Below are 23,558 nucleotides of genomic sequence, written 5' to 3' on the forward strand. Positions count from 1 at the left end.
GTAGATCAAAAGCGGGCTTGCAGTGGATTGGCTTTTCTGTGGGAGCTGGCTTGCCTGCGATGCAGACACCTCGGTGCATCAGGCAAACCAAGTCGATGCCATCGCAGGCAAGCCAGCTCCCACATTTGAACCGAGGAAGGCTTCAATGCTCAGGTCGGCTGTCAGGCCGCCTCGCTTTGCTTTGTTTTTGCCGTGGCCCTTACATCCTTACCGCTGACGAAGTCAGCGATCTTTTGATCCAGGGCTTTTGATCGTGATCTGAGACGCCCCGTCAATCACGATGGCCGAACGCAGGCTTGAATCCGTGGGCAACCCGGCAGGACGCCGGGTTAGCCGCGCTGGGCCATGGATGGCCCATCGCGGCGGCCCACGGATTCAAGCCGGAGTGAGGGCACACCGAGCCTAAGCGAGGTGCCGAGTGATGGGGCGAGGACCTTTTGGTTACTTTTGGGTCCTTCCAAAAGTGACCCGCTGTAAGAGCGGAACCCTACTCAGCCGTTACCGCAGCAACGGATATACACCCAAATCAAACACAGCGAGCCCGCATAAAATCCCCCCCACCTACGCACCAGATAATTATGCTCATCCATCACCGAATTCCAAACCGCAATATGCCCCATGCGCTCCTCATAAGACCCCCCATCCCGCACCTCGCCGATATCGATCAACGGCAACCCATCACTCCCAAGCAACTCCTCCCGCGCAGGCTTCCCGGCATACCAGTAATCCCACTCAGCACTGCTCAAATGATCACGACTACGCGCCGGATTGCCGATGTAATACCCCTGACGCGCCATCACCGCCCCCGGCCAACCAGACAACCACCAATTCAAATACGCATAAGCAGCATCCAACACAGGCCCTCGAGCATGGCGCGACAAGGACAACCCACCAAACCAGGCGCGATACCCCTCACGTGGCACCGCCAGACGATACTTCACCCCCGCACGATGCAGCCGCATCAAGGTCGGCGACCACAAACTCTGAATATCAATGCTCGGGCTGAGCATCAATTGCGCCGCCTCTTCATCATCAGACCAGAACGCCGCAAAGTGCCCTTGCTTCTGCTTGCGCACCAGAATGTCAGCCAGGGTATCGATCTCTTCGATGCTCATATTGCCGATATCCTTGAAGCTCGCCAGCCCCGCCCCCTGCACCGCCAGCGCGGCGTCCAGGGCACCGATGGCGGCATCGCTCTGCAGGGCGGTGCGCGCACCCCATGCCGGGTCCAGCAACCACCCCCAGCTTTCATTGCCGTGGCAAAAACCCTCAGGCAAGCGCTCGGGGCGGTAGGCAAAACTGTCGGCATTGTGGGTCAGAGGCAGCATGCTGATGCGCTCGGTCACTGTGCTGCCGAGGCTGCCATCGTGCTGCACGAACAGCCGTTCGCTGGGCACGCTGCCGCTGCCCAACCGGTCATCGGGCGACAGGCGCCCACGCTTGGGCAGGTCGTTGATCTCGTGCCACAGCGCAATGCGCCGCGTATCGATAGGCTGGATCGCCCGCGCCGGCCACACAAAGTCGACGTTGTGGAACCACTGGTCATACAGGTCGTAGCTGTCGGGCTGCATCACCGCGATGCGCTGGGCCTGTTCAACGTCGTGCACCTGGTACACCAGGCGGATACCCAGTTCCTGTTCGGCGCGTACGCGCAGGCTTTCCAGCAAGGTCACCGAAGTACCGAGAACGCGCAGTGTGATCATGCCGCGAACCGCCGTGAGAACACTTCAAAGGAGCGCCGCAGCAAGGCAGGGTCAAGACCGCGCAGGATGAAGACCAGGCGCGACTGCCGATCGTTGCCCGGCCACGCAGGCAAGTGCACCGGGGCATGCAGGCAATGCTGCACGCCATGAATGACGATGGGGGCGTTACTGGCATTCACGTTGAGCAGCCCTTTGACACGAAGGATTCGTTCGCCGTGGCATCTTAACAGCATCGACAGCCACACCCCGAAACCCACCCAGTCGAGCGGCTGGTCGAAGGTCAGGCTGCACACCTGCGCGGCGCCGTGAGTCACGCTGGTGGCTTGATGCAGTTGCCAGCGGCTGACTTCCACGGCAGGTTCCGCGCTGCGCAAGCCTTCGCCGAGCAACAGTTGATCGCCGCTGTGGATGTCGTGGGTATCAAGGATCGGCGTACCGGCATTCAGCGCTTGCAAGTGTGCGCGCAGCTCAGGGCAATCGCCCTCAAGGTCGGTCTTGCTCAGCAGCAAGCGATCCGCCGCCGCCACCTGCGCCAGCCATTCCGGGTGCAGGCGTTCTTGCAGGGCGGCGTGGCTGGCGTCGACCAGCGTGATCACCAGGCCGATATGGAAACGCCCGCGCAGTTGCACGTCGTTGTTCAGCGTGGCGAGGATCGGCGCCGGGTCGGCCAGGCCGGTGGTCTCCAGGATCACCCGTTTGAACGCCGGGATTTCACCGCGCTCGCGGCGTTGCAGCAGGCCGAGCAGCGCGTCTTTCAGCTCGCCACGGATCGAGCAGCAGATGCAGCCGCTGGGCAGCAGTACGGTGTTCGGCGCCACTTCCTCCACCAACAGATGGTCAATGCCGACATCGCCGAATTCATTGATCAGCAAAGCCGTATCGCCGAGGCTTTCGCCTTGCAGCAGGCGCTTGAGCAACGTGGTTTTGCCGCTGCCGAGAAACCCGGTGATGACATTGAGGGCGATGCTCATAGTGGTGCTCCATACCTGCTTGTGTGGCGAGGGCGCGTGCTTCCTCTCCACAGGGGGCGGGTTTACCGTTCAAGATGGTCGAGTAGTTGGGGATCGAGAGGATCCAACGGCCGACCCAACATGCTTTCAGCCGCCTGCCAGAGTTGATCCAGGCCGCTCGCCAGTGCTTGTTTGCCGGTGGCGCCCAACAGCAGGTAGGACGCGCCCTGGAAGTCTTCGACCTTGAGCCGGAACACCGCCAGCACCTGGTTGATGGCGGCGATCCGGCGCAGGCGTTCACGGCGCCTGGGCAGCTCATCGCCCAGGGGGTCGCTCCAGTGCAGGTCTTCGCCGAGCAATCCGCAGAGTCCGCACATGGCTATACCTCACTCATGGCATGACATCGCCGGAGTTCGGGCCCAACGTCTGGCCGACAAACAGGTTGCCGCCAGGCTCACTGGCGAGCAGCACGGCGGTGGGCGCCACTTCATCGGCCAGGCCGAAGCGGCCCAGCGGCAGTTCAGCGGCCTTGGCACGTTTCCAGTCGTCGCTGATCCCGCCCACCAATGGCGTTTCAATCGGGCCGGGGGCGATGGCGTTGACCAGCACATTGTCCTTGGCCACCTCCAGCGCCAGGGATTTGGTAAAGCCGATCACCCCGGCCTTGGCGGCGGCGTAGTGGGTCAGCTCGGCACCGCCCTTGATGCCCAGTTGCGAGGCGACGTTGATGATCCGCCCCCAGCGCTGCGCCAGCATATGCGGCAGGGCGCGCTGGCTGGCGACGAACACACTGGTGAGGTCGACGCGCAGCATGTCGTTCCACATCTCGATGGTCAGGTCGACGCAGCGCGCCTGGGTCAACATGCCGGCATTATTGACCAGAATGTCGATGCCGCCGAAGTGCTCGACGCAACGGTCGACACTGGCCTGGGCGCCTTCAACGGTGCCTACATCCGCCAGGCACTCGACCACCTCGGCGCCGAGGTTGCGGCAGGTGATCGCGGTTTCGGCCAGGCTCACGGCGTTGCGGTCGGCCAATAGCAGGCGCGCACCTTCAGCGGCATACGCCCGGGCGATGGCGGCACCGATGCCGCTGCCGGCGCCGGTGATGACGGCGCGGCGGTGGGTGAGTTGGGGCATACAAAAACTCCTGAAACAAACACCGCCCATGTGGGAGCTGGCTTGCCTGCGATAGCGGTGTGTCGGTAAATACAGTTGGGGCTGACCCACCGCTATCGCAGGCAAGCCAGCTCCCACATTTTCAGACTGAGTACAGTCAGTCTGGCCAGCGCACGGTCAGGCCGCCGTCGATCACGATGCTCTGCCCGGTCAGATAACTCGACGCCTCACTGGTCAAAAACTGCACCAGCGACGCCACTTCATCGGCCCGCCCTACCCGCCCCAATGGAATGGCCCGCGCGGCTTTCGCCAAGCCTTCAGGCCCCAGCGAGTTCTTCGCATCCAATGACTGCGGCGTCTCGATCAACCCGGGAATCACTGCGTTGCAGCGGATTCCCTGGGCCGCCAGTTCCACCGCCAAAGAACGGCACAACCCCGGCACACCGGCCTTGGCCGCCGCGTAATGGCTGTGTTCCTGCCAGCCATATACGCCACCGGCAATCGATGAAATCGCCACCAGCGCGCCGCCCTCGCCCATATGCCGAGCCGCCGCCCGGAAGGTGCGCATCACCCCCGTCAGGTCGACATTGAGCATCTCGTTCCACAGCTCATCGGTCATCTCCAGCAACGGCGCACGCCGCAGCAGGCCGGCGTTGGCCACCGCGTAATCGAGGCGGCCGAAATGCTCCACGGCCTGGGCGGCCAAGGCGTCTACCGAGGCGGTATCGCCCACGTCCAGCGCCAGCATCAGGCACTCGCCGCCGGCTTCTTCCACCAAGGCAACGGTGGTTTGCGGGTCATGCGGATCGGCCGGGTAATACCCGCCCACCACCGCCACGCCAACCTTGGCATAGGCCACGGCGAGGGCCTGGCCGATGCCGCTGGCGGCACCGGTAATCAAGGCAACTTTACGGCTCATCGGTAACTCCTTACTGAACGGTTTCCGGACGCACATGGCGTGCGGCAAACATCAGGGCGCCGGACAGGAAGCACGGCAGCGCGCCGAACCACAGCGCGGCGGTCTGCCAGTCGCTGCCGGCGGACAACACCTGGGTCGCGCCAAAACCTGCGACAACCGCACCAATCGGGCCCATGGCATGGATGATCGCGCCACCGGTGGCGCGGATGCTGGTGGGGAAACTCTCGCTGATAAAGAACAGCGCCGCCGAGTACGGCCCGATCAGAAAAAACAGGCCCAGGCTGTACAGCCCGACCACCATCGGCATATTGCTCGGGCCGAACAGCATCCCGGCAAACGACAGCCCGCCAAGCATCCAGCCCAGGCCGATGACATTGCGACGGCCAATCTTGTCGCCCATCCAGCCGTGTGTCAGGTAGCCGCAGTAGCCCACCAGGTTCGACAGCACCAGAATGATCAGCGAGTTCTCGAACGAGATGTGGTGCACGCTGACGATCACCGAGGTACCCAGCACGCTGAACACCTGGATCGCCGCCCAGTTGAGCAACAGCGCGGCGCCGATCACCAGCGTGGCGCGGCGGGCCGGGCCACGGAAGGCAGCTTTGAGACCGGCCTTGCTGTGCTCGTCGTAGTCCACGCCATAAGTCACGGCGACGTTTTGCGCTTCTTTCACCGCGCCGCTTTTACGCAGTTGGCTGATGCGCTGGTGAATCTGGAATTGCGGGCTCTCCTTGAGCTTGCGCGCCATGATCGCGATCACCACCGCCGGGATCGCGGCGAAGATGAAGCAGCCCTGCCAGCCGATGATCGGCAGCAGCAGTGCGGTCAAACCGGCGGCGATCAATGCACCGACCGGCCAGCCGCCCTGCACCAGGCTATAGATAAACCCACGGCGTTTGGTCAGGCGCGGATCTTCCGAGGCGCCATACAGTTCGCTCAAATACGTGGCGTTGACGGTTTCTTCGGCATAACCCAGGCCACCCAACGAACGGATCAGAATCAGCGGCGACTTGCCCCACGCCCCGCCAATCGCGGTCAGTGCCGAGCACAGCGCGGAGCCGGCCACGGTGAAGATAATGCCTTTGCGACGCCCCAACTTGTCGACGACAGGGCCAATGGCAAACGCGACCACCGCCGTGCCCACCGCCACCCAGGTCGCGATCTCAGCTTGCTCCACCTCACCCCAGCCAAAATGCCGGCCGATCTCCGGCAGCAAGGTGCCGAACAGAATGAAGTCATACACCGCAAACACCCAGGCGAAAAACGCGATCCAGGTGGCAAAGCGCACTTCCTGGGAGGTCAATTGCCGGGGTTTCCAGCCAGTCAGGTCAAGCTTGTTGTAGATGGACATAAATCGCGCCTCGGGGGTGGGTGAGTGTCAGGTACGCGGTTGGCGGCGGATAAAGTCGTCGGCGATTTCGTCGAAGGTGACGAAGCGCACGCCGGCATGGCTCTGGATGTGTTCAATCAGGCGCTCAAGCATCAACAGCACTTGCGGGCGGCCGGACACGTCGGGGTGGATAGTCATGGTGAACACCGCATGTTCGTGCTCGCGGTAGACCCAGTCGAACTGGTCGCGCCACATTTCTTCGAGGTGACGCGGGTTGACGAAGCCGTGGCTGTTGGGGGCTTTCTTGATGAACATCATCGGCGGCAGGTCGTCGAGGTACCAGTTGGCCGGGATCTCCACCAGGTCGGTTTCTTCGCCGCGCACCAGGGGTTTCATCCAGGTGTCGGGGTGCTGGCTGTAGTCGATCTTGGTCCAGCTATCACCCTTGCGCACGTAGTAGGGGTGGAAGTCGTTGTGCATCAGGCTGTGGTCGTACTTGATGCCTTTTTTCAGCAGCAGCTCGTTGGTGACCTTGCTGAATTCCCACCACGGCGCGACGTAGCCGGTGGGGCGTTTGCCGGTGACCTGGGTGATCAGTTCGATGGACTTGTCGAGGACGATTTCTTCCTGCTCGGCCGTCATCGCAATCGGGTTTTCGTGGCTATAGCCGTGCACACCGATCTCGTGGCCGGCGTCGGCGACGGCCTTCATTTGCTCGGGGAAGGTTTCCATCGAGTGGCCGGGGATAAACCAGGTGGTGCGCAGGCCATAGCGCTCGAAGAGTTTGAGCAAGCGCGGCGCGCCGATTTCACCGGCGAACAGGCCGCGGGAGATGTCATCGGGCGAGTCTTCGCCGCCGTAGGAACCGAGCCAGCCGGCGACGGCGTCTACGTCGACGCCAAATGCACAGAGGATGTCTTTAGCCATGGGGTGTTCTCCTTAAAGAATAAGTGCGGTTTCGACCGACAGCGCGGCCCTGAGCAAGCGTGCGTCTTCACCACTGGGGGCGCTGAGCAGCAGGCCGGTCGGTAAACCCAGGGCATCGCGGCCGCTGGGCAGGCTGACGCCGGGCATGTCGAGCAAACTGCCGGGCATGGTCAGGCGCAGGGTGGCGAGGTTGGTGCTGACGAACAGCCCGTCGTCGGCTTCCAGCGGTGCCAGGGCCGGCGCGACATGGGCGACGGTGGGGGTGATCAGAATCGCGCCATCCAGGTCATCGATCAGTTGTTGTTGCAGACGGCGGCGCGCATCGGTCAGGGCGATAAGCTGGCTGGCCGGCAGCGAGCGCGCTGCCTCAAGGCGGCGGCGCACCCGCGGGTCGAGTTGCTCCGCATCGCGGCTGTCGAGCAAGGCTTCGTGCAAGGCGAAAGCCTCGAAGGAACCGAGCCAGCCCTGCTGCTTGATCAGGTCCAGAGTGGCCTGGAAGGCCGCGCACGGGCGCACCTCGACCAGCGCGCCAGCGGCCTTGAGTTGCTCCATGGCTCGCAGCAAATTGTTGCGCACGGCCGGTTCGATATCTTCCAGCGCGCCTTGCTCAAGCACCAGGCGCTGACCCTTCAGGCTGCGTGCGCTATGGGTTTGCGTGCGGCCGTGGAGCAAGTCGTCGATGGCCAGCGCATCGCGCACACTGCGGCTGAGTGGGCCGAGGCTATCGAGGGTGCGGGCCAGCGGGAATACACCGTCGCGGCTGTAGCGTCGGCTGCTGCTGCGGTACCCCACCAGACCGTTGAGGGCGGCGGGGATGCGGATGGAACCGGCGGTGTCGGTGCCCATGGCGATGGGGACGATATCGGCAGCCACCGCCACCGCCGAACCGGACGACGAGCCACCGGGAATACGCGGTTGGTCAGTGCCATGCGGGTTGTGCGGCGTACCGAAATGCGGGTTCAGGCCCAACCCGGAATAGGCCAGTTCGCTGAGGTTGGTCTTGCCGACGCTGACCATCCCGGCGCGGCACAACAGGCCCACGCTCGGCGCATCCAGCAGGGCGGCTGGCGCGTTGCGGCGGTAGGCGGCGCCGGCGGTGGTGATGCTGCCGGCCACGTCGAACAGGTCTTTCCAGGCCAGGGGCACGCCATCGAACACGCTCAAGGGCTGGCCGGCACGCCAGCGGGCGGCAGCCGCTTCAGCTTCACGGCGGGCGCGCTCGGCGGTCAGGCTGATAAATACCGCCGGGACCTGGCTGGCCTTATCGAGCGCCTGTTCGAGGGCTTGCACCGGGTCGCTGCGACCGCTGGCGAAATCCTCGGCCATTGAAGTGGCGTCTGACATCGGGTTGATCCTCATAAAACGTACATATTAATAAAATGTACATTTTACAAAGGCAGGTTTCGTGCCAGTCTGTCAGCGCGCCCATGTGTGGGTTTCAGCGATAGCGCGCAGAGCTACGGGATAGATGGTCTGAAGGTTGAGAAAAAAAGCTTGCACAGCGTGGGCCATGAGCCTCCAATGAAATAATGTATCTTTTATTAATAAGTACATTTTGGTGCAGAAAAGTAACATTCCGGTAGTTGAGGCCCCAAAAAAGTGCCGCCGATGTGGCGCAGAGTGACAGGCGCATCTATGAGAGAATCCCCGGCCATCGTCCAACCCCGCTCAGAGAAACCGATGAAAGCAGTGTCCGCCTCGGCCTCCCGTTACGCGATGATTCACCAGCTGTTGCGTGACGCGATCGTCAACGGCACCGCCCGCCACGGGCTGGTGCTGCTGGAAGCGCCGCTGGCCGAATTGTTCGGCACCAGTCGCGTACCGGTGCGCAAGGCGCTGGACCTGTTGCACGCAGAAGGCTTGATCTGCCGCTTCAACGGCCGGGGTTACCTGATCAACCCCGACGGCCTGGCCATGGAGCCGCTGCGCCTGCCCCTGAGCCATGCGCACCTGGGCCTGAACGGCGAGGATGAGCTGGTGGACACGCGGCCGCTGGGCGAGCGGATCGTCGAGGAAATCGGCGCGGCGTTGTCCACCTGCATTGCTTTCGGCCATTACCGTCTGGATGAACAAGCCGCCGCCGACCACTACGGCGTCAGCCGCGCCGTGGTGCGCGAAGCGCTGATGCGCCTGCGCGACCGTGGCCTGGTGGAAAAAGAGCCCTACTCCCAATGGTTGGCCGGGCCTTTGACGGCGCGGGAAGTCACCGAAGACTACGAACTGCGCGCCTGCCTTGAGCCCGAAGCCTTGCGCCAGAGCGCGCCCAACCTCGACCGCGAACTGCTCGAAGCCATGTTACAGCGCGTGCTGGAGGCCCAGGACAGCCCCCATTGCAGCCTGGAAGCCATCGAGCAGATCGAAGAGGATTTGCACCAGCGCTGCCTGGCCGGTCTGCAAAACCGCAAGATCGCCGCGCTGATCCGCCAAGGCCAGAGCCCGATGATCATCAGTCGGATTTTCTACCGTTTGCTGGGGATCGGTGCTGATCCGGCCATGCTTGCCGAACATCGCCTGATTCTGGAGCTGTTGCTACATGGAGCATTCGATGCCGCGGCGCTGAACCTGCGTGAGCATTTGCAGCGGGCTCGGCAACGGATGCTGCAGAGGCTGAAGGTGCTCTCAGTCCTGCCAGAACAACCCCTGCCCGCCTACCTGCACAAAATCAGCTGACCCCATGCGGTGCAGAATGTGGGAGCGGGCTTGCTCGCGAATGCGCTGGGTCAGTCAGCGATGTATTGGCTGACCCAGCGCATTCGCGAGCAAGCCCGCTCCCACACTGATAATTTTATGCAATTTGTTGCTAACTGCCTCCCACCATTGAAACCACCGCTGCGCCGCCCCATCTAACCTCCATACTTCCTTATGCAGGTGCCCCATGAGCGACCAGCAAGAATTCCCTGATTACGACCTGAACGACTACGCCGACCCCGAAAACGCCGAGCATGCGGCTTCGTCCAACACCGGCCTGGCGCTGCCTGGGCAAAACCTGCCGGACAAGGTCTACATCATCCCGATCCACAATCGGCCGTTCTTCCCGGCGCAAGTGCTGCCGGTGATCGTCAATGAAGAGCCGTGGGCCGAAACGCTGGAGCTGGTGAGCAAATCCGACCACCACTCCCTGGCCCTGTTCTTCATGGACACCCCGCCGGAAGACCCACGGCACTTCGACACCTCCAGCCTGCCGCTGTACGGCACGCTGGTGAAGGTGCACCACGCCAGCCGCGAGAACGGCAAACTGCAATTTGTCGCCCAGGGCCTGACCCGCGTACGCATCAAGACCTGGCTCAAGCACCATCGCCCGCCATACCTGGTGGAAGTCGAATACCCGCACCAGCCCACCGAGCCGACCGACGAGGTCAAGGCCTACGGCATGGCGCTGATCAACGCGATCAAAGAGCTGTTGCCGCTCAACCCGCTGTACAGCGAAGAACTGAAGAATTACCTCAACCGCTTCAGCCCCAACGACCCGTCGCCGCTCACCGACTTCGCCGCCGCGCTGACCTCGGCCACCGGTAACGAGTTGCAGGAAGTGCTGGACTGCGTGCCCATGCTCAAACGCATGGAAAAAGTGCTGCCGATGCTGCGCAAAGAGGTGGAAGTTGCGCGCCTGCAAAAAGAACTCTCCGCCGAGGTGAACCGCAAGATCGGCGAGCACCAGCGCGAGTTCTTCCTCAAGGAACAGCTCAAGGTGATCCAGCAGGAACTGGGCTTGACCAAGGACGACCGCAGCGCGGACGTCGAGCAGTTCGAGCAGCGCCTGGAAGGCAAGGTGCTGCCGGCCCAGGCGAAAAAACGCATTGATGAAGAATTGAACAAGCTGTCGATCCTGGAAACGGGTTCGCCGGAGTATGCGGTTACGCGCAATTACCTGGACTGGGCCACCTCGGTGCCGTGGGGCGTGTTTGGCGAGGACAAACTCGACCTCAAACATGCGCGCAAAGTGCTGGATAAACACCACGCGGGGCTCGACGACATCAAGAGTCGTATCCTCGAGTTCCTGGCGGTGGGCGCTTACAAAGGCGAAGTCGCCGGCTCCATCGTGCTGCTGGTAGGCCCGCCGGGTGTGGGCAAGACCAGTGTGGGTAAATCCATCGCCGAATCCCTGGGCCGGCCGTTCTACCGTTTCAGCGTCGGCGGCATGCGTGACGAGGCCGAGATCAAGGGCCATCGCCGCACCTACATCGGCGCCCTGCCGGGCAAGCTGGTGCAGGCGCTTAAAGATGTGGAAGTGATGAACCCGGTGATCATGCTCGACGAGATCGACAAGATGGGCCAGAGCTTCCAGGGCGACCCGGCCTCGGCCTTGCTCGAAACCCTCGACCCTGAGCAGAACGTCGAATTCCTCGACCACTACCTGGACCTGCGCCTGGACCTGTCCAAAGTGCTGTTCGTGTGCACCGCCAACACCCTGGACTCGATCCCCGGCCCACTGCTGGACCGGATGGAAGTGATTCGCCTGTCGGGCTATATCACCGAAGAAAAAGTCGCCATTGCCAAACGCCACCTGTGGCCGAAACAGCTGGAAAAAGCCGGCGTGGCAAAAACCAGCCTGACCATCAGCGACGGCGCCCTGCGCGCATTGATCGACGGTTATGCGCGGGAAGCCGGGGTGCGCCAGCTGGAGAAACAGCTGGGCAAACTGGTGCGCAAGGCGGTGGTCAAGCTGCTGGATGAGCCGGACTCGGTGATCAAACTCGGCACCAAGGACCTGGAAAGCTCCCTGGGCATGCCGGTGTTCCGCAATGAGCAAGTGCTGTCCGGCACCGGCGTAATCACCGGCCTGGCCTGGACCAGCATGGGCGGCGCGACCTTGCCGATCGAGGCGACGCGCATCCACACGCTCAACCGCGGCTTCAAGCTCACCGGGCAGTTGGGTGAAGTGATGAAGGAATCCGCTGAAATCGCCTACAGCTACATCAGCTCGAATCTGAAGTCGTTCGGCGGCGATCCGAAGTTTTTCGATGAAGCCTTTGTGCACTTGCACGTGCCGGAAGGTGCCACGCCGAAAGACGGCCCGAGTGCCGGCGTGACCATGGCCAGCGCGCTGCTGTCGCTGGCGCGCAACCAGCCGCCGAAAAAAGGCGTGGCGATGACCGGTGAGCTGACATTGACCGGGCATGTGCTGCCGATTGGCGGGGTGCGCGAGAAGGTGATCGCGGCGCGGCGCCAGAAGATTCACGAGCTGATCCTGCCGGAGCCGAATCGTGGCAGTTTCGAGGAATTGCCGGAGTACCTGAAAGAAGGCATGACGGTTCATTTTGCCAAGCGCTTTGCGGATGTGGCTAAGGTGCTGTTCTGATCCTTATGTAGTGCCTGGTCTGGCCTCATCGCGGGCAAGCCCGCTCCCACACTGACCGAGTATGCGGTCAAAATGTGGGAGCGGGCTTGCCTGCGATGGGGCCAGACCATTCACCACACCCCCCTCTTGTCACACCTTGTCTCATCTTCGGTTATGCTCGCCCTTCGTCGTCAAACAACGGAGCCCCCATGACCGCTGCCCGCCTGCTTCTCCCCCTGAGCCTTGCCCTGCTGGCCGCGTGCGCCAGTGCACCGAAGCAAAACATCACCGTGGAAAACCAGAGCGCCTGCCCGCTTCAGCTTAAAGCCGGGCAAAACCTGATCCTCAGCCTGCCGAGCAACCCCACCACCGGTTACCGCTGGGCCATCCAGGATTCAGCCGGCGGCGTGCTGCGCGCCCTGAGTCCCGAGGTCTACAGCAGTTCCGAATCGGGTGTGATCGGTGGTGGTGGCCAATCCACCTGGCGCTTCCAGGCGTTCGCGGCGGGCCAGGGCCGTTTGCGCCTGACCTCCCAGCAACCCTGGGAGCCGGAAGCCGAACCCGCCGAAACCTTCGACTGCGCCATCACGGTGAACTGATATGCCATGGCTGATTCTTGCGTTGATGGGCGCCGGCACTTTTATCTACGGCCTGACCACCCATGCCAGCTTGCTGTGCCTGTTGGTCAAGCCGCTGCCGGTGCTGGCGCTGCTGGGCTGGCTGCATGATGCGCCGCCCACCGAATATCGACGCTGGATCAGCCTGGGGCTGATTTTCTCCCTGGTCGGTGATGTATTGCTCGCCTGGCCGGGCGACCTGTTTATCTTTGGCCTCGGCGCTTTCCTGTTTGCGCACCTGGCGTATTTGAAAGCCTATTTCAGCGACTGCCGACGCCGGGCGTTGCTGCCACTGGTACTGGCGCTGGGGGTGGGCGCGGTGCTGCTGAGCATCCTGATTGCCCACGGCCTGGGCGACCTGCTGATTCCGGTGGTGGTTTACGCGCTGGTGATCAGCGCGATGCTTTGGCGGGCGCTGGCGCGGCTGGGCACTGATGTACCCCGGCAGTCGGCGCTGCTGGCGGCGGCGGGGGCGGTGTCGTTTGTGTTTTCCGACACGCTGATCGGGATCAATCGGTTTGTGCTGGCGTTCGAAGCGGCGCCGTATTTGTTGATCACCATGTACTGGCTCGGCCAGTGGGGCATCACGGCCTCGGCTTTCCATCAGACAACCCGCGCACACGAGGGCCAACTTGGCTAAAATGCCGGCCTTTCCCCCATCGTCGCCGGAACAGCCGTGAGCAAAGAACCCGATCGCCTATTCGCCCAGCCCTTGCCCCAGGTGCCGGACTTCGCCTTTAACGAGGACGTGGTGCGGGTGTTCCCGGACATGATCAAGCGCTCGGTACCGGGTTACCCGACCATCGTTGAGAACCTCGGCGTGCTCGCGGCGCAGTTTGCCCAACCCAACAGTGTGCTCTACGACCTGGGCTCGTCCCTCGGGGCGGTCACTCAAGCCTTGCGCCGCCATGTGCGCACTGACGGCTGCCGGGTGATCGCGGTGGATAACTCGGCAGCCATGGTCGAGCGCTGCCGTGAATACCTCAATGGCCAGGACTCGATGTTCCAGGAGCTGCTGCCGGTTGAGGTGATCGAGGGCGATATCCTCGCGCTGCAATTTGCACCGGCCTCGGTGGTGGCGCTGAACTTCACCCTGCAATTTATCGCCCCCGATGAGCGCCTGGCGTTGCTCGGGCGCATCCGCCAGGCCCTGCTGCCGGGCGGTGCATTGATCCTCTCGGAAAAGCTGCGCTTCAATGACCTTGAAGAACACGCACTGCTGACCGACCTGCATATCGCGTTCAAACGCGCCAACGGCTACAGCGAACTGGAAATCGCCCAGAAGCGCAGCGCCATCGAAAACGTCATGAAGCCCGACAGCCTCCAAGAACACCGCGAACGCCTGCTGGCGGCCGGGTTCTCGAAAGTCGTGCCGTGGTTCCAGTGTCTTAACTTTGCCTCGTTGATTGCCTTGCCATGATTGATTTGTCCCCCCTCGCCCGCCACTTGGTCGGCACCCCCTGGCCGTGTGGGCCCAGGGCCTGCAAGCGCAACTCGACAGCAAGATGGAAAAGGGCCATGGCGACCTGGAGCGTTGGCAGAGCGCGCTGGATGCGCTGCCGAAGATTCAGCCCAGCGAAGTCGACTTGCTCAACGGCTTGACCCTCGATACCGATTGCGACGAGGCCACGCGCGCGCAGATGCACACCGCGCTGATGGGCCTGAGCCCTTGGCGCAAAGGGCCGTTCCACCTGTTCGGCGTGCATGTGGACACCGAATGGCGCTCGGACTGGAAGTGGTCACGGGTGGCGCCGCACCTGAACTTGAAAGGCAAACGCATCCTCGATGTGGGCTGCGGCAACGGTTACTACATGTGGCGCATGCTCGGCGCGGGTGCCGACAGCGTGATCGGCGTGGACCCGAACTGGCTGTTTTTTTGCCAGTTCCAGGCAGTGCAGCGTTACCTGTCCGAGCCGAAAGCCTGGCACCTGCCCTTCCCCTTCGAAGACCTGCCGGCGAACCTGGAAGGCTTCGACACGGTGTTTTCCATGGGTGTGTTCTACCACCGCCGCTCCCCTATCGAGCATCTGCTGGCGCTCAAAGACACCCTGGTCAAAGGCGGCGAGCTGGTATTGGAAACCCTGGTGGTGGAAGGCGATCAGCAACAGGTGCTGGTGCCGGAAGATCGCTACGCGCAGATGCGCAACGTGTGGTTCCTGCCGTCGGTGCCGGCGTTGATGCTGTGGCTGCGCCGCGCCGGTTTCAGCGACGTGCGGTGTGTGGATGTGAGCGTCACCACGGTCGAGGAACAGCGTGGGACAGAGTGGATGAAGTATCAGTCGCTGAGTGATTTCCTCGATCCGCAGGATCACAGCAAAACCATCGAAGGGCTGCCGGCGCCGATGCGGGCGGTGATCATCGCCAAAAAATAATTCCATCTCCCTGGAAACGCAGATCAAATGTGGGAGCGGGCTTGCTCGCGAAGGCGGTGTATCAGAAACACATGCAGTGACTGACACTGCGCCTTCGCGAGCAAGCCCGCTCCCACATTTTGGCCCTCAGTGTTCTTTAAAGTGTTGGCTTGGCTCGTCTGGCCTTGAAGAACTCACTCAGAACAGCCCCGCATTCCTCCGCCAACACCCCACCTTCATACAACACCCGATGGTTAAGAAAGCCCTGGGTAAAAAACTGCCCCTGGCTTTGCACGATCCCGGCCTTGGGCTCCAACGCGCCATACACCACACGCGCCACACGCGAATGCACGATCAGGCCCGCGCACATGCTGCACGGTTCCAGCGTCACATACAGCGTGCTGCCGACCAGGCGATAGTTGCTGATGGCTTGCGCGGCGGCGCGGATGGCGACCATTTCGGCATGGGCGCTGGGGTCGTTGCCGCTGATCGGGCAGTTGAAGCCACGGCCGATGATTTCACCGTCCTGCACCAGCACCGCGCCCACCGGCACTTCGCCCAGCGCGGCGCCCTGGGCGGCGAGGGCCAGGGCTTCGCGCATAAAGTCCTGGTCGCGGCTGCGGTCGATAATTGCTGCGGGGCGAAACTGGCGCATTACGCCACCTCGATGGCGGCCATCAGGCCGGTTTCCATATGGTCGATCACGTGGCAATGGAACATCCACACCCCGGGGTTATCGGCCACCAATGCCACGCGGGCGCGCTCGTTCTTGCCCAGCAGGTAGGTGTCGGTGAAGTACGGAATCACCTTGTGGCGGTTCGAGGCGATCACCTTGAAGCTCATGCCATGCAGGTGGATCGGGTGCTGGTACTGGGTCATGTTCTTCAGTTCAAAAATGTAGCTCTTGCCCTTCTCCAGCTTGGCGATCGGGCGGTCGGCGCAGGTCTTGTCGGTGATGTCCCAGGCTTTGCCGTTGATCTGCCACAGGCTCGGCGGCTTGCCATCATCCACCGACACGCTGCCGACCCACTCGAAATTGAAGTTGAGTTTTTCCGCATTGGCCAGGTCCGGCTCGGCAACCGGGTTGGCCGGCAGCGCCGGTGGCCATTCGGTCGGCGCGTCGGTATTGGCGACCGAGCGGAAGGTGCCCAGGCGCACCGGGCCATTGCGGATCGACAGTTCTTCACCGGCCGGCGGGGCCTTGATCGCCAGGCAGATGCGCATGCCCGGGCCCAGCCAGTATTCCTTGCCCAGCGGGCGCGGCTCGATGGGGTTGCCGTCCAGCGCATAGATCTGCGCTTCGACGTCCGGGATGTTGAGGCGATAGGTCAGGGTGTTGTCGAGGTTGAGCAAGCGCACGCGGGTGATCTGCCCGGCGGGCAGATCGATCACCGCCTGGGACACGCCGTTGATCGTCGACAGGCGCCCGGCCGTACCGCCACGTGCGGCCTCACGGGGAATGCTGAACGCCACGAAAGCGCCCTCTTCGTCCACGTGCCAGCTTTTCAGGCTGAGGGTGCGTTCGTGCTTGAAACCCGTGGGCTCGCGCTCCTCGATGATCAGCGGGCCGACCAGGCCACGGCCGAGTTCTTCGCTGCTGTTCACGTGGGGGTGATACCAGTAGCTGCCGGCATCCGGCACGCGGAATTTGTAATCGAAGTATTCGCCAGGCAACACCGGCAATTGCGAGACGTACGGCACGCCGTCCATTTCCAGCGGCAGGCGGATGCCATGCCAGTGAATGGTGGTGGCGACCGGCAGGTGGTTGATAAAACGCACCCGCAGCCATTCGCCCTGGCGCACGCGCAATTCGGTACCCGGTGCCGACGGGCCGAATGCCCAGGCCGGGGTCTTGTGCCCCGGCACCAGTTCCACGTCGAGCGGCGCGGCAATCAGCTCGTAATCGTGACCCGCTTCGGCCTCGGCGACTTTCCCCAGCCAATAGCGATAGGCACCACCGGCACCGACCCCCACTACGGCCAGGCCTGCAAGACCACCCAGGATTTGTCGACGGGAAAAGGATCGGGACACAACAACCTCACGTATCTGCCGCAGGCTCGGGGCCTGCAAAGGGCAGATACGATACACCTGCATCGGCTAAACAGTAAGGCTTCGCATGTGGGAGGGGGCTTGCTCCCGAATGCGGAGTGTCAGCCGATACATCGGGTGACTGGCCCACCGCTTTCGGGAGCAAGCCCCCTCCCAAATTGGATTTCTGCTGGTTTCTCAGTGCTTGGCAGCAGCCAGAATCAAAGCCTTCATCTCGGCCACCGCACCTTTGAAACCGACAAACAGCGCATGCGCCACCAATGCGTGGCCGATGTTCAGCTCGTTGATGCCCTGGATCGCAGCCACGGCTTCGACGTTGTGGTAGTGCAGGCCATGGCCGGCGTTGACGATCAGCCCTTCATTCAGGCCGCACTTCACGCCGTCGATAATGCGCTGCAGTTCGTCAGCCACTTCGGTGGGGGTAGTGGCATCGGCATAACGCCCGGTGTGCAGTTCGATGGCCGGCGCGCCAACTCGGCGCGAGGCTTCGATCTGGCGCTCGTCGGCGTCGATGAACAGCGACACTTCGCTGCCGATTTTCGACAGGCGCTCCACGGCGGCCTTGATCCGCGCTTCCTGGCCGGCCACGTCGAGCCCGCCTTCGGTGGTCAGTTCCTGGCGGGTTTCCGGCACCAGGCAGATATGCGCCGGGCGGATGCGCTCGGCGAACGCCATCATTTCTTCGGTGACGCCCATCTCGAAGTTCATGCGGGTTTGCAGCACATCCTTGAGCAGCAACACATCGCGCTCCTGGATGTGGCGACGGTCTTCGCGCAGGTGCACGGTGATGCCGTCGGCGCCCGCTTCTTCGGCGTCCAGCGCAGCCTTGACCGGGTCAGGGTAACGGGTGCCCCGGGCCTGGCGCAGGGTAGCGACGTGGTCGATGTTGACGCCAAGAAGAATGCGATTGCTGGTGCTCACGGAAGCGCTCCTGAAAAGGGAAAGAAACGCTGCACAGCATACACGGGGATGTCAGGGCTTTCGAAACAACTCGCGACTGACCAGCGGCCTTCCGCCCAAATGCACAGCCAGCGCCTGGCGCATCAGGCGCTTGGCAGCGGACAAGGCGCCGGGGGCCGTCCAGTCGGCTTCGCTCATGGCCAACAGCTCAGAGCCCTGGAACAGGCCCGGTTGCAGCAGGTACACGCGCTCCAGGCCCGCGTCCACTTGTAGCCGGTACATGCCGTCTTCGGCGACGGGATCGCCGTTCAGGTCGTTGCTCAGTTCGAAACCGTAGCCCAGGTCGTCAAGCAGGCGCCATTCGAAGGCACGCAACAGCGGCTCCAGGGGGCGGCCTTCGGCCAGGGCCAGCAGGGTGGCGGCGTAGTGATCGAAGACCGCCGGATGCGGGTCTTCGGCGGGCAGCAGACGAATCAGCAATTCGTTGAGGTAGAGGCCGCTGAACAGGGCTTCGCCATTCAGCCAGGCGGAGGTGCCGACGCTTTCCAGGCGACCGACGTTCTTCAACTCACCCTTGCCCCGAAACTCCACATCCAGCGCCACGAACGGCCGGGCCAATGTGCCCGCCTTGCCCCGTGCACTGCGCAATACGGCACGCAGGCGACCTTGAGGCGTAAGGAAGTCCACCAGGGCGCTGGTCTCGCGGTAGGCGCGGCTGTGCAGGACGTAGGCGAGTTGGCTGGGAGGTGGGGATTGGGACATGGAAGTCTCTTCGCAGAACTTAAGAACAGCGATAAACCAATGTGGGAGCGGGCTTGCCCGCGATGCAGGCAACTCGGTCTTTCAGTTGCACCGAGGTGATGCTATCGCAGGCAAGCCAGCTCCCACACAAGCCGGCTCCCACAGAGATACTGCGGTGTTTACAGGTCGCCGTAGCCGAGGGAACGCAACGCGCGCTCATCATCGGACCAGCCACCCTTAACCTTCACCCACAGGTTAAGCATGATCTTGGAATCAAACAGCAATTCCATGTCCTTGCGCGCCTCGGTGCCGATGCGCTTGATGCGCTCGCCCTTGTCGCCAATGATGATTTTCTTCTGGCCGTCACGTTCCACGAGGATCAGCGCGTGGATATGCAGGGTCTTGCCCTGCTGCTTGAACTCTTCGATTTCGACGGTGATCTGGTACGGCAGCTCGGCGCCCATCTGGCGCATGATTTTCTCGCGGACCAGTTCAGCGGCAAGGAAACGGCTGCTGCGGTCAGTGATCTGGTCTTCCGGGAAGAAGTGCTCGTTCTCCGGCAGGTAGCCGGCGATCACACGCTCCAGGGCTTCGAGGTTATGCCCGTGCTGGGCCGAGATCGGCATGATCTGGGCGTTCGGCAGTTGTTCCTGCAGCCAGGTCAGGTGCGGCATCAGTTCGGCTTTGTCTTCGATGCGGTCGGTCTTGTTCAGCGCGACGATCAACGGGCCGGTGACATACTGCACACGCTCCAGAACCATCTGGTCTTCGTCGGTCCATTTGGTGCGGTCGACCACGAAGATCACCACGTCGACGTCTTTCAACGCCGCCGAAGCGGTCTTGTTCATGTAGCGGTTGAGGGCTTTCTCGCCGCCTTTGTGCATGCCCGGGGTGTCGACGTAGACCGCTTGCACGCTGCCTTCGGTCTTGATACCCAGCATGTTGTGGCGGGTGGTCTGCGGCTTGCGCGAGGTGATCGCGAGTTTCTGGCCGAGGATGTGGTTCAGCAGCGTGGACTTGCCCACGTTCGGGCGGCCGACGATGGCAACATAGCCACAGCGTGTTGCGGTTGAATCAGTCATGGCCATTCTCCACGCCCAGGGCAATCAGTGCTGCGGCGGCCGCTACCTGTTCGGCAATACGGCGGCTCACACCCTGACCTCGGCTTTTTTCATTCAGTAAGGTGATTTCACATTCCACGAAGAACACGCGGCAATGCGGCTCACCCTGGATATCCACCACTTCGTAGCGTGGCAGTTCGCAACCACGCGACTGCAGGAATTCCTGCAGGCGGGTCTTGGGGTCTTTGTTGGTGTCGACCAGCGTCAGGCTTTCGATCTCGGAGGTCAGCCAGGCGGTCACCCGCTCCTTGGCCGCGTCCATGCCTGCATCGAGGTAGATGGCACCGATCAACGCTTCAAGGGCGTCGGCCAGGATCGATTCGCGACGAAAACCGCCGCTCTTCAGCTCGCCGGAACCCAGCCGCAGGTACTCGCCCAGGCCAAAGCCACGGGCCAGCACGGCCAGGGTCTCGCCCTTCACCAGCCGCGCACGCAAGCGCGACAGTTGACCTTCACGGGCTTGAGGGAAGCGCTCGAACAGGGCTTCACCGGCGACGAAGTTGAGGATGGCGTCACCGAGGAATTCCAGGCGTTCGTTATTACGCCCGGCAAAACTGCGGTGTGTGAGGGCAAGGACCATCAATTCCTGATCCTTGAAGGTGTAGCCGAGCTGACGCTCGAGACGACTTAGAGAAACGCTCACGGTTTACCCATTTCTAGTTGGTGGCACCGGCGGCCATCGACGATTGACGCAGTGTTCAAATTCAAATCCTGGTTGGTGCCGCATGAGGCAGGACAGATTTGTCCCAGCCCCAGAAAAGCATTCGGCGCTGTGTTCACAGCGCCGCTTGTATTACTTGATCAGCCCGACCCGCGAGAAGTTCGGCAGGTGGCTGAATTTGGATTCCGGCCAGCTCATCCAGACCGCAAACGCCTTGCCGACGATATTCTGGTCGGGAACCATGCCCAGCAGATCCTTGGGAATGTTGGGGTCATCCCAGTAACGGCTGTCATTGGAGTTGTCACGGTTGTCGCCCATCATGAAATAGTGCCCGGCCGGCACTTTCCATTCGCCATCAGGCTGAGCACGGTAGTTGCTCATTTGCTTGCGGATTTGGTGCTCTACCGTACCGAGTTTTTCCTGGTACAACTCGGCGCTGCCCAGGCTGTTCGGTTCGGAACCGATCAACTTCTCGGCCACCGACTCACCGTTGATGAACAGGCGCTTGTCGCCGGTGTAGCGAATCACATCGCCCGGCAGGCCAATCACACGCTTGATGTAATTGACGTTCGGGTCGCTTGGGAAGCGAAACACCATGACATCGCCACGCTGCGGGTCACCGACTTCGATGACCTTCTTGTCGATCACCGGCAGGCGAATCCCGTAGGAAAACTTGTTCACCAGGATGAAGTCGCCCACGTCCAGGGTAGGGATCATCGACCCCGAAGGGATCTGGAACGGCTCCACCAGGAACGAACGCAGCACCAGCACGATGAACAATACCGGGAAGAACGACTTGCCGTATTCAACCAGCAAAGGCTCTTTGTTCAGCTTCTCGACCACCACCGTATCGGGCTGGCTGACGCTGCCCTGATAAGAGGCGATAGCCGCCCGCCGACGCGGGGCGAAGAACACCAGATCGAGCAACGCCAGCAGGCCGCAAACGGCTACGGCAATGACCAGCAACAGCGGGAAATTTAGCGACATAGGACCTAACTATCCAACCTGAGCACCGCAAGGAAGGCTTCTTGTGGAATTTCCACGTTGCCCACTTGCTTCATGCGTTTTTTACCGGCCTTTTGCTTCTCAAGCAGTTTGCGCTTACGGCTTACGTCACCGCCGTAGCATTTGGCCAGTACGTTCTTTCTGAGTGCCTTGACGGAGGTTCGCGCAATGATCTGCCCGCCAATGGCGGCCTGGATCGCGACGTCGAACATCTGGCGCGGAATCAGTTCTTTCATCTTCTCGGTCAACTGGCGACCTTTGTAGTGCGCATTGTCCTTGTGCACGATCAGTGCCAGGGCATCAACCTTGTCGCCGTTGATCAGCACATCCAGTTTCACCAGATTAGCCGATTGGTAACGGTCGAAATGGTAATCCAGCGAAGCATAGCCGCGGCTGGTGGATTTGAGACGGTCGAAGAAGTCCAGGACCACTTCGTTCATCGGCAAATCGTAGGTCACTTGTACCTGGGTCCCGAGGAACAACATGTCGTGCTGCACGCCACGCTTTTCGATACACAGGGTAATGACGTTGCCCAGGTGCTCCTGCGGTACCAGGATATTGGCCCGCACGATCGGCTCGCGCATGTCCTCGATGGAGGACAGGTCTGGAAGCTTGGACGGGTTGTCGACGTAAATCGTTTCACCGGTTTTCAGCGCCAGCTCAAAAATAACCGTCGGCGCAGTGGTGATCAGGTCCAGGTCGTATTCGCGCTCCAGGCGCTCCTGGATGATCTCCATGTGCAGCATGCCCAGGAACCCGCAGCGGAAGCCGAAGCCCAGGGCGTCGGAGCTTTCCGGGGTGTACTGCAACGACGAGTCGTTGAGGGTCAGCTTCTGCAGCGCCTCGCGGAAGTCTTCGAAGTCGTCGGAGCTGACCGGGAACAGACCGGCGTAAACCTGCGGCTGGATGCGTTTGAAGCCCGGCAGCACGTCTACATCAGGGGTGGAGCTCAAGGTCAGGGTGTCACCGACCGGTGCACCGTGAATGTCCTTGATACCAGCGATGATGAAGCCTACTTCGCCGGCCTTGAGGTCGGTGGTGGCGGTGTGTTTCGGGTTGAATACACCAACGCTGTCCACCAGGTGGATCTTGCCGGTGGATTTGACCAGGATCTTGTCGCCCTTCTTCACCCGGCCGTGGCGCACACGCACCAGGGAAACAACGCCCAGGTAGTTGTCGAACCAGGAGTCGATGATCAACGCTTGCAGCGGATCTTCGTAGTTGCCGGTAGGTGCAGGGATGGTCTTGACCAGGCGCTCGAGCACTTCGTCGACGCCCAGGCCGGTCTTGGCGCTGCACTCGACGGCGTCGGTGGCGTCAATGCCGATGATTTTTTCGATTTCTTCTTTCACGCGGTCAGGATCGGCCTGGGGCAGGTCGATCTTGTTCAGTACCGGCATGACCTCAAGGCCCTGCTCGATCGCGGTGTAGCAGTTGGCTACGGATTGAGCTTCAACGCCCTGGCCGGCATCGACCACCAGCAAGGCGCCTTCACAGGCTGCCAGCGAGCGGCTGACTTCGTAGGTGAAGTCAACGTGGCCGGGGGTGTCAATGAAGTTCAGCTGGTACTTGATGCCGTCTTTGGCGGTGTAGTACAGAGTAACGCTGTGGGCCTTGATGGTGATCCCGCGTTCGCGCTCAAGGTCCATGGAGTCCAGGACCTGGGCTTCCATTTCACGCTCGGCAAGGCCGCCGCACATCTGGATGAACCGATCGGCCAGCGTCGACTTGCCATGGTCAATGTGGGCGATGATGGAGAAATTGCGGATATGACTCAAATCACTCACGGATCAACACTCAAAAAGGCTGCAGGCAGATTGCCCGCTGAAAAATAGCCGGGAATTGTACCTGATGCTCAGGCCAGACGTCATCTTTGCTGACCAGAAC

General features: G+C 61.9%; 21 protein-coding genes and 1 pseudogene. 6 read left to right on the top strand and 16 right to left on the bottom strand.

Going from position 1 to position 23,558, the window contains the following annotated elements:
- Positions 1 to 491: 491 nt before the first annotated feature.
- The 8 genes from LRS56_20925 to LRS56_20960 form a co-directional block, all read right to left on the bottom strand.
- Positions 492 to 1,703, bottom strand: a complete 1,212-nt coding sequence (locus tag LRS56_20925; GenBank protein WDU61283.1) for an extracellular solute-binding protein — start codon at positions 1,701 to 1,703, stop codon at positions 492 to 494.
- Positions 1,700 to 2,674, bottom strand: coding sequence for a GTP-binding protein (locus LRS56_20930; GenBank protein ID WDU61284.1), 975 nt, complete (start codon positions 2,672 to 2,674; stop codon positions 1,700 to 1,702). The genes LRS56_20925 and LRS56_20930 overlap by 4 nt, the downstream gene beginning before the upstream one ends.
- Before the next feature lie 62 nt (positions 2,675 to 2,736).
- Positions 2,737 to 3,030, bottom strand: a complete 294-nt coding sequence (locus LRS56_20935) for a hypothetical protein (protein WDU61285.1) — start codon at positions 3,028 to 3,030, stop codon at positions 2,737 to 2,739.
- A gap of 13 nt (positions 3,031 to 3,043) precedes the next feature.
- Entirely contained in the window at positions 3,044 to 3,793 is a 750-nt protein-coding gene (locus tag LRS56_20940; GenBank protein WDU61286.1) for an SDR family NAD(P)-dependent oxidoreductase, read from the bottom strand.
- Positions 3,794 to 3,929: 136 nt separating this feature from the next.
- The gene (locus LRS56_20945; GenBank protein WDU61287.1) at positions 3,930 to 4,691 is read right to left on the bottom strand and encodes an SDR family NAD(P)-dependent oxidoreductase; all 762 of its coding nucleotides are present in this window, start codon (positions 4,689 to 4,691) and stop codon (positions 3,930 to 3,932) included.
- A gap of 10 nt (positions 4,692 to 4,701) precedes the next feature.
- Positions 4,702 to 6,042 (bottom strand): MFS transporter, encoded by a 1,341-nt coding sequence (locus tag LRS56_20950; protein WDU61288.1) that lies wholly within the window; start codon positions 6,040 to 6,042, stop codon positions 4,702 to 4,704.
- 27 nt (positions 6,043 to 6,069) lie between these two features.
- The gene (locus tag LRS56_20955; GenBank protein WDU61289.1) at positions 6,070 to 6,948 is read right to left on the bottom strand and encodes a polysaccharide deacetylase; all 879 of its coding nucleotides are present in this window, start codon (positions 6,946 to 6,948) and stop codon (positions 6,070 to 6,072) included.
- A gap of 12 nt (positions 6,949 to 6,960) precedes the next feature.
- Entirely contained in the window at positions 6,961 to 8,292 is a 1,332-nt protein-coding gene (locus tag LRS56_20960; protein ID WDU61290.1) for an amidase, read from the bottom strand.
- Positions 8,293 to 8,628: 336 nt separating this feature from the next.
- On the opposite strand from LRS56_20960, the gene LRS56_20965 reads away from it, so the two are divergent.
- The 6 genes and pseudogenes from LRS56_20965 to cmoB all read left to right on the top strand — a co-directional run bounded on the left by LRS56_20965 (position 8,629) and on the right by cmoB (position 15,215).
- A complete protein-coding gene (locus tag LRS56_20965; protein WDU61291.1) occupies positions 8,629 to 9,618 on the top strand; it encodes a GntR family transcriptional regulator in 990 nt (329 codons plus the stop codon).
- A 205-nt stretch (positions 9,619 to 9,823) separates the two neighbouring features.
- On the top strand, positions 9,824 to 12,247 hold the full coding sequence (gene lon, locus LRS56_20970) for an endopeptidase La (protein ID WDU61292.1): 2,424 nt from the start codon (positions 9,824 to 9,826) through the stop codon (positions 12,245 to 12,247).
- 188 nt (positions 12,248 to 12,435) lie between these two features.
- Positions 12,436 to 12,825: a protease inhibitor I42 family protein gene (locus LRS56_20975; GenBank protein ID WDU61293.1), complete on the top strand. Its 390-nt coding sequence runs from the start codon at positions 12,436 to 12,438 to the stop codon at positions 12,823 to 12,825.
- Position 12,826: 1 nt separating this feature from the next.
- On the top strand, positions 12,827 to 13,483 hold the full coding sequence (locus LRS56_20980; GenBank protein ID WDU61294.1) for a lysoplasmalogenase: 657 nt from the start codon (positions 12,827 to 12,829) through the stop codon (positions 13,481 to 13,483).
- A gap of 36 nt (positions 13,484 to 13,519) precedes the next feature.
- Positions 13,520 to 14,263, top strand: a complete 744-nt coding sequence (cmoA, locus tag LRS56_20985; GenBank protein WDU61295.1) for a carboxy-S-adenosyl-L-methionine synthase CmoA — start codon at positions 13,520 to 13,522, stop codon at positions 14,261 to 14,263.
- Positions 14,260 to 15,215, top strand: a pseudogene (gene cmoB / locus LRS56_20990) (tRNA 5-methoxyuridine(34)/uridine 5-oxyacetic acid(34) synthase CmoB). Before cmoA ends, cmoB begins: the two are co-directional and overlap by 4 nt.
- A 136-nt stretch (positions 15,216 to 15,351) precedes the next feature.
- Here cmoB and tadA read toward each other — a convergent pair.
- From tadA to lepA, 8 genes are all read right to left on the bottom strand, one after another.
- Entirely contained in the window at positions 15,352 to 15,849 is a 498-nt protein-coding gene (gene tadA, locus LRS56_20995; GenBank protein WDU61296.1) for a tRNA adenosine(34) deaminase TadA, read from the bottom strand.
- On the bottom strand, positions 15,849 to 17,225 hold the full coding sequence (locus LRS56_21000; protein ID WDU61297.1) for a multicopper oxidase family protein: 1,377 nt from the start codon (positions 17,223 to 17,225) through the stop codon (positions 15,849 to 15,851). Before LRS56_21000 ends, tadA begins: the two co-directional genes overlap by 1 nt.
- Positions 17,226 to 17,420: 195 nt before the next feature.
- Positions 17,421 to 18,164: a pyridoxine 5'-phosphate synthase gene (gene pdxJ, locus LRS56_21005; GenBank protein ID WDU61298.1), complete on the bottom strand. Its 744-nt coding sequence runs from the start codon at positions 18,162 to 18,164 to the stop codon at positions 17,421 to 17,423.
- 51 nt (positions 18,165 to 18,215) lie between these two features.
- On the bottom strand, positions 18,216 to 18,905 hold the full coding sequence (gene recO / locus LRS56_21010; protein ID WDU61299.1) for a DNA repair protein RecO: 690 nt from the start codon (positions 18,903 to 18,905) through the stop codon (positions 18,216 to 18,218).
- Between the two features lie 158 nt (positions 18,906 to 19,063).
- Entirely contained in the window at positions 19,064 to 19,966 is a 903-nt protein-coding gene (gene era, locus LRS56_21015) for a GTPase Era (protein ID WDU61300.1), read from the bottom strand.
- Positions 19,959 to 20,648, bottom strand: coding sequence for a ribonuclease III (rnc, locus tag LRS56_21020; GenBank protein WDU61301.1), 690 nt, complete (start codon positions 20,646 to 20,648; stop codon positions 19,959 to 19,961). The genes era and rnc overlap by 8 nt, the downstream gene beginning before the upstream one ends.
- A 150-nt stretch (positions 20,649 to 20,798) precedes the next feature.
- Positions 20,799 to 21,653 (bottom strand): signal peptidase I, encoded by an 855-nt coding sequence (gene lepB, locus LRS56_21025; GenBank protein ID WDU61302.1) that lies wholly within the window; start codon positions 21,651 to 21,653, stop codon positions 20,799 to 20,801.
- Positions 21,654 to 21,658: 5 nt separating this feature from the next.
- On the bottom strand, positions 21,659 to 23,458 hold the full coding sequence (gene lepA, locus LRS56_21030; GenBank protein ID WDU61303.1) for a translation elongation factor 4: 1,800 nt from the start codon (positions 23,456 to 23,458) through the stop codon (positions 21,659 to 21,661).
- Positions 23,459 to 23,558: the final 100 nt, after the last annotated feature.

Origin of the sequence: Pseudomonas poae, from assembly GCA_028869255.1 — a bacterium.
GTDB classification, from domain to species: Bacteria; Pseudomonadota; Gammaproteobacteria; order Pseudomonadales; family Pseudomonadaceae; genus Aquipseudomonas; species Aquipseudomonas poae_C.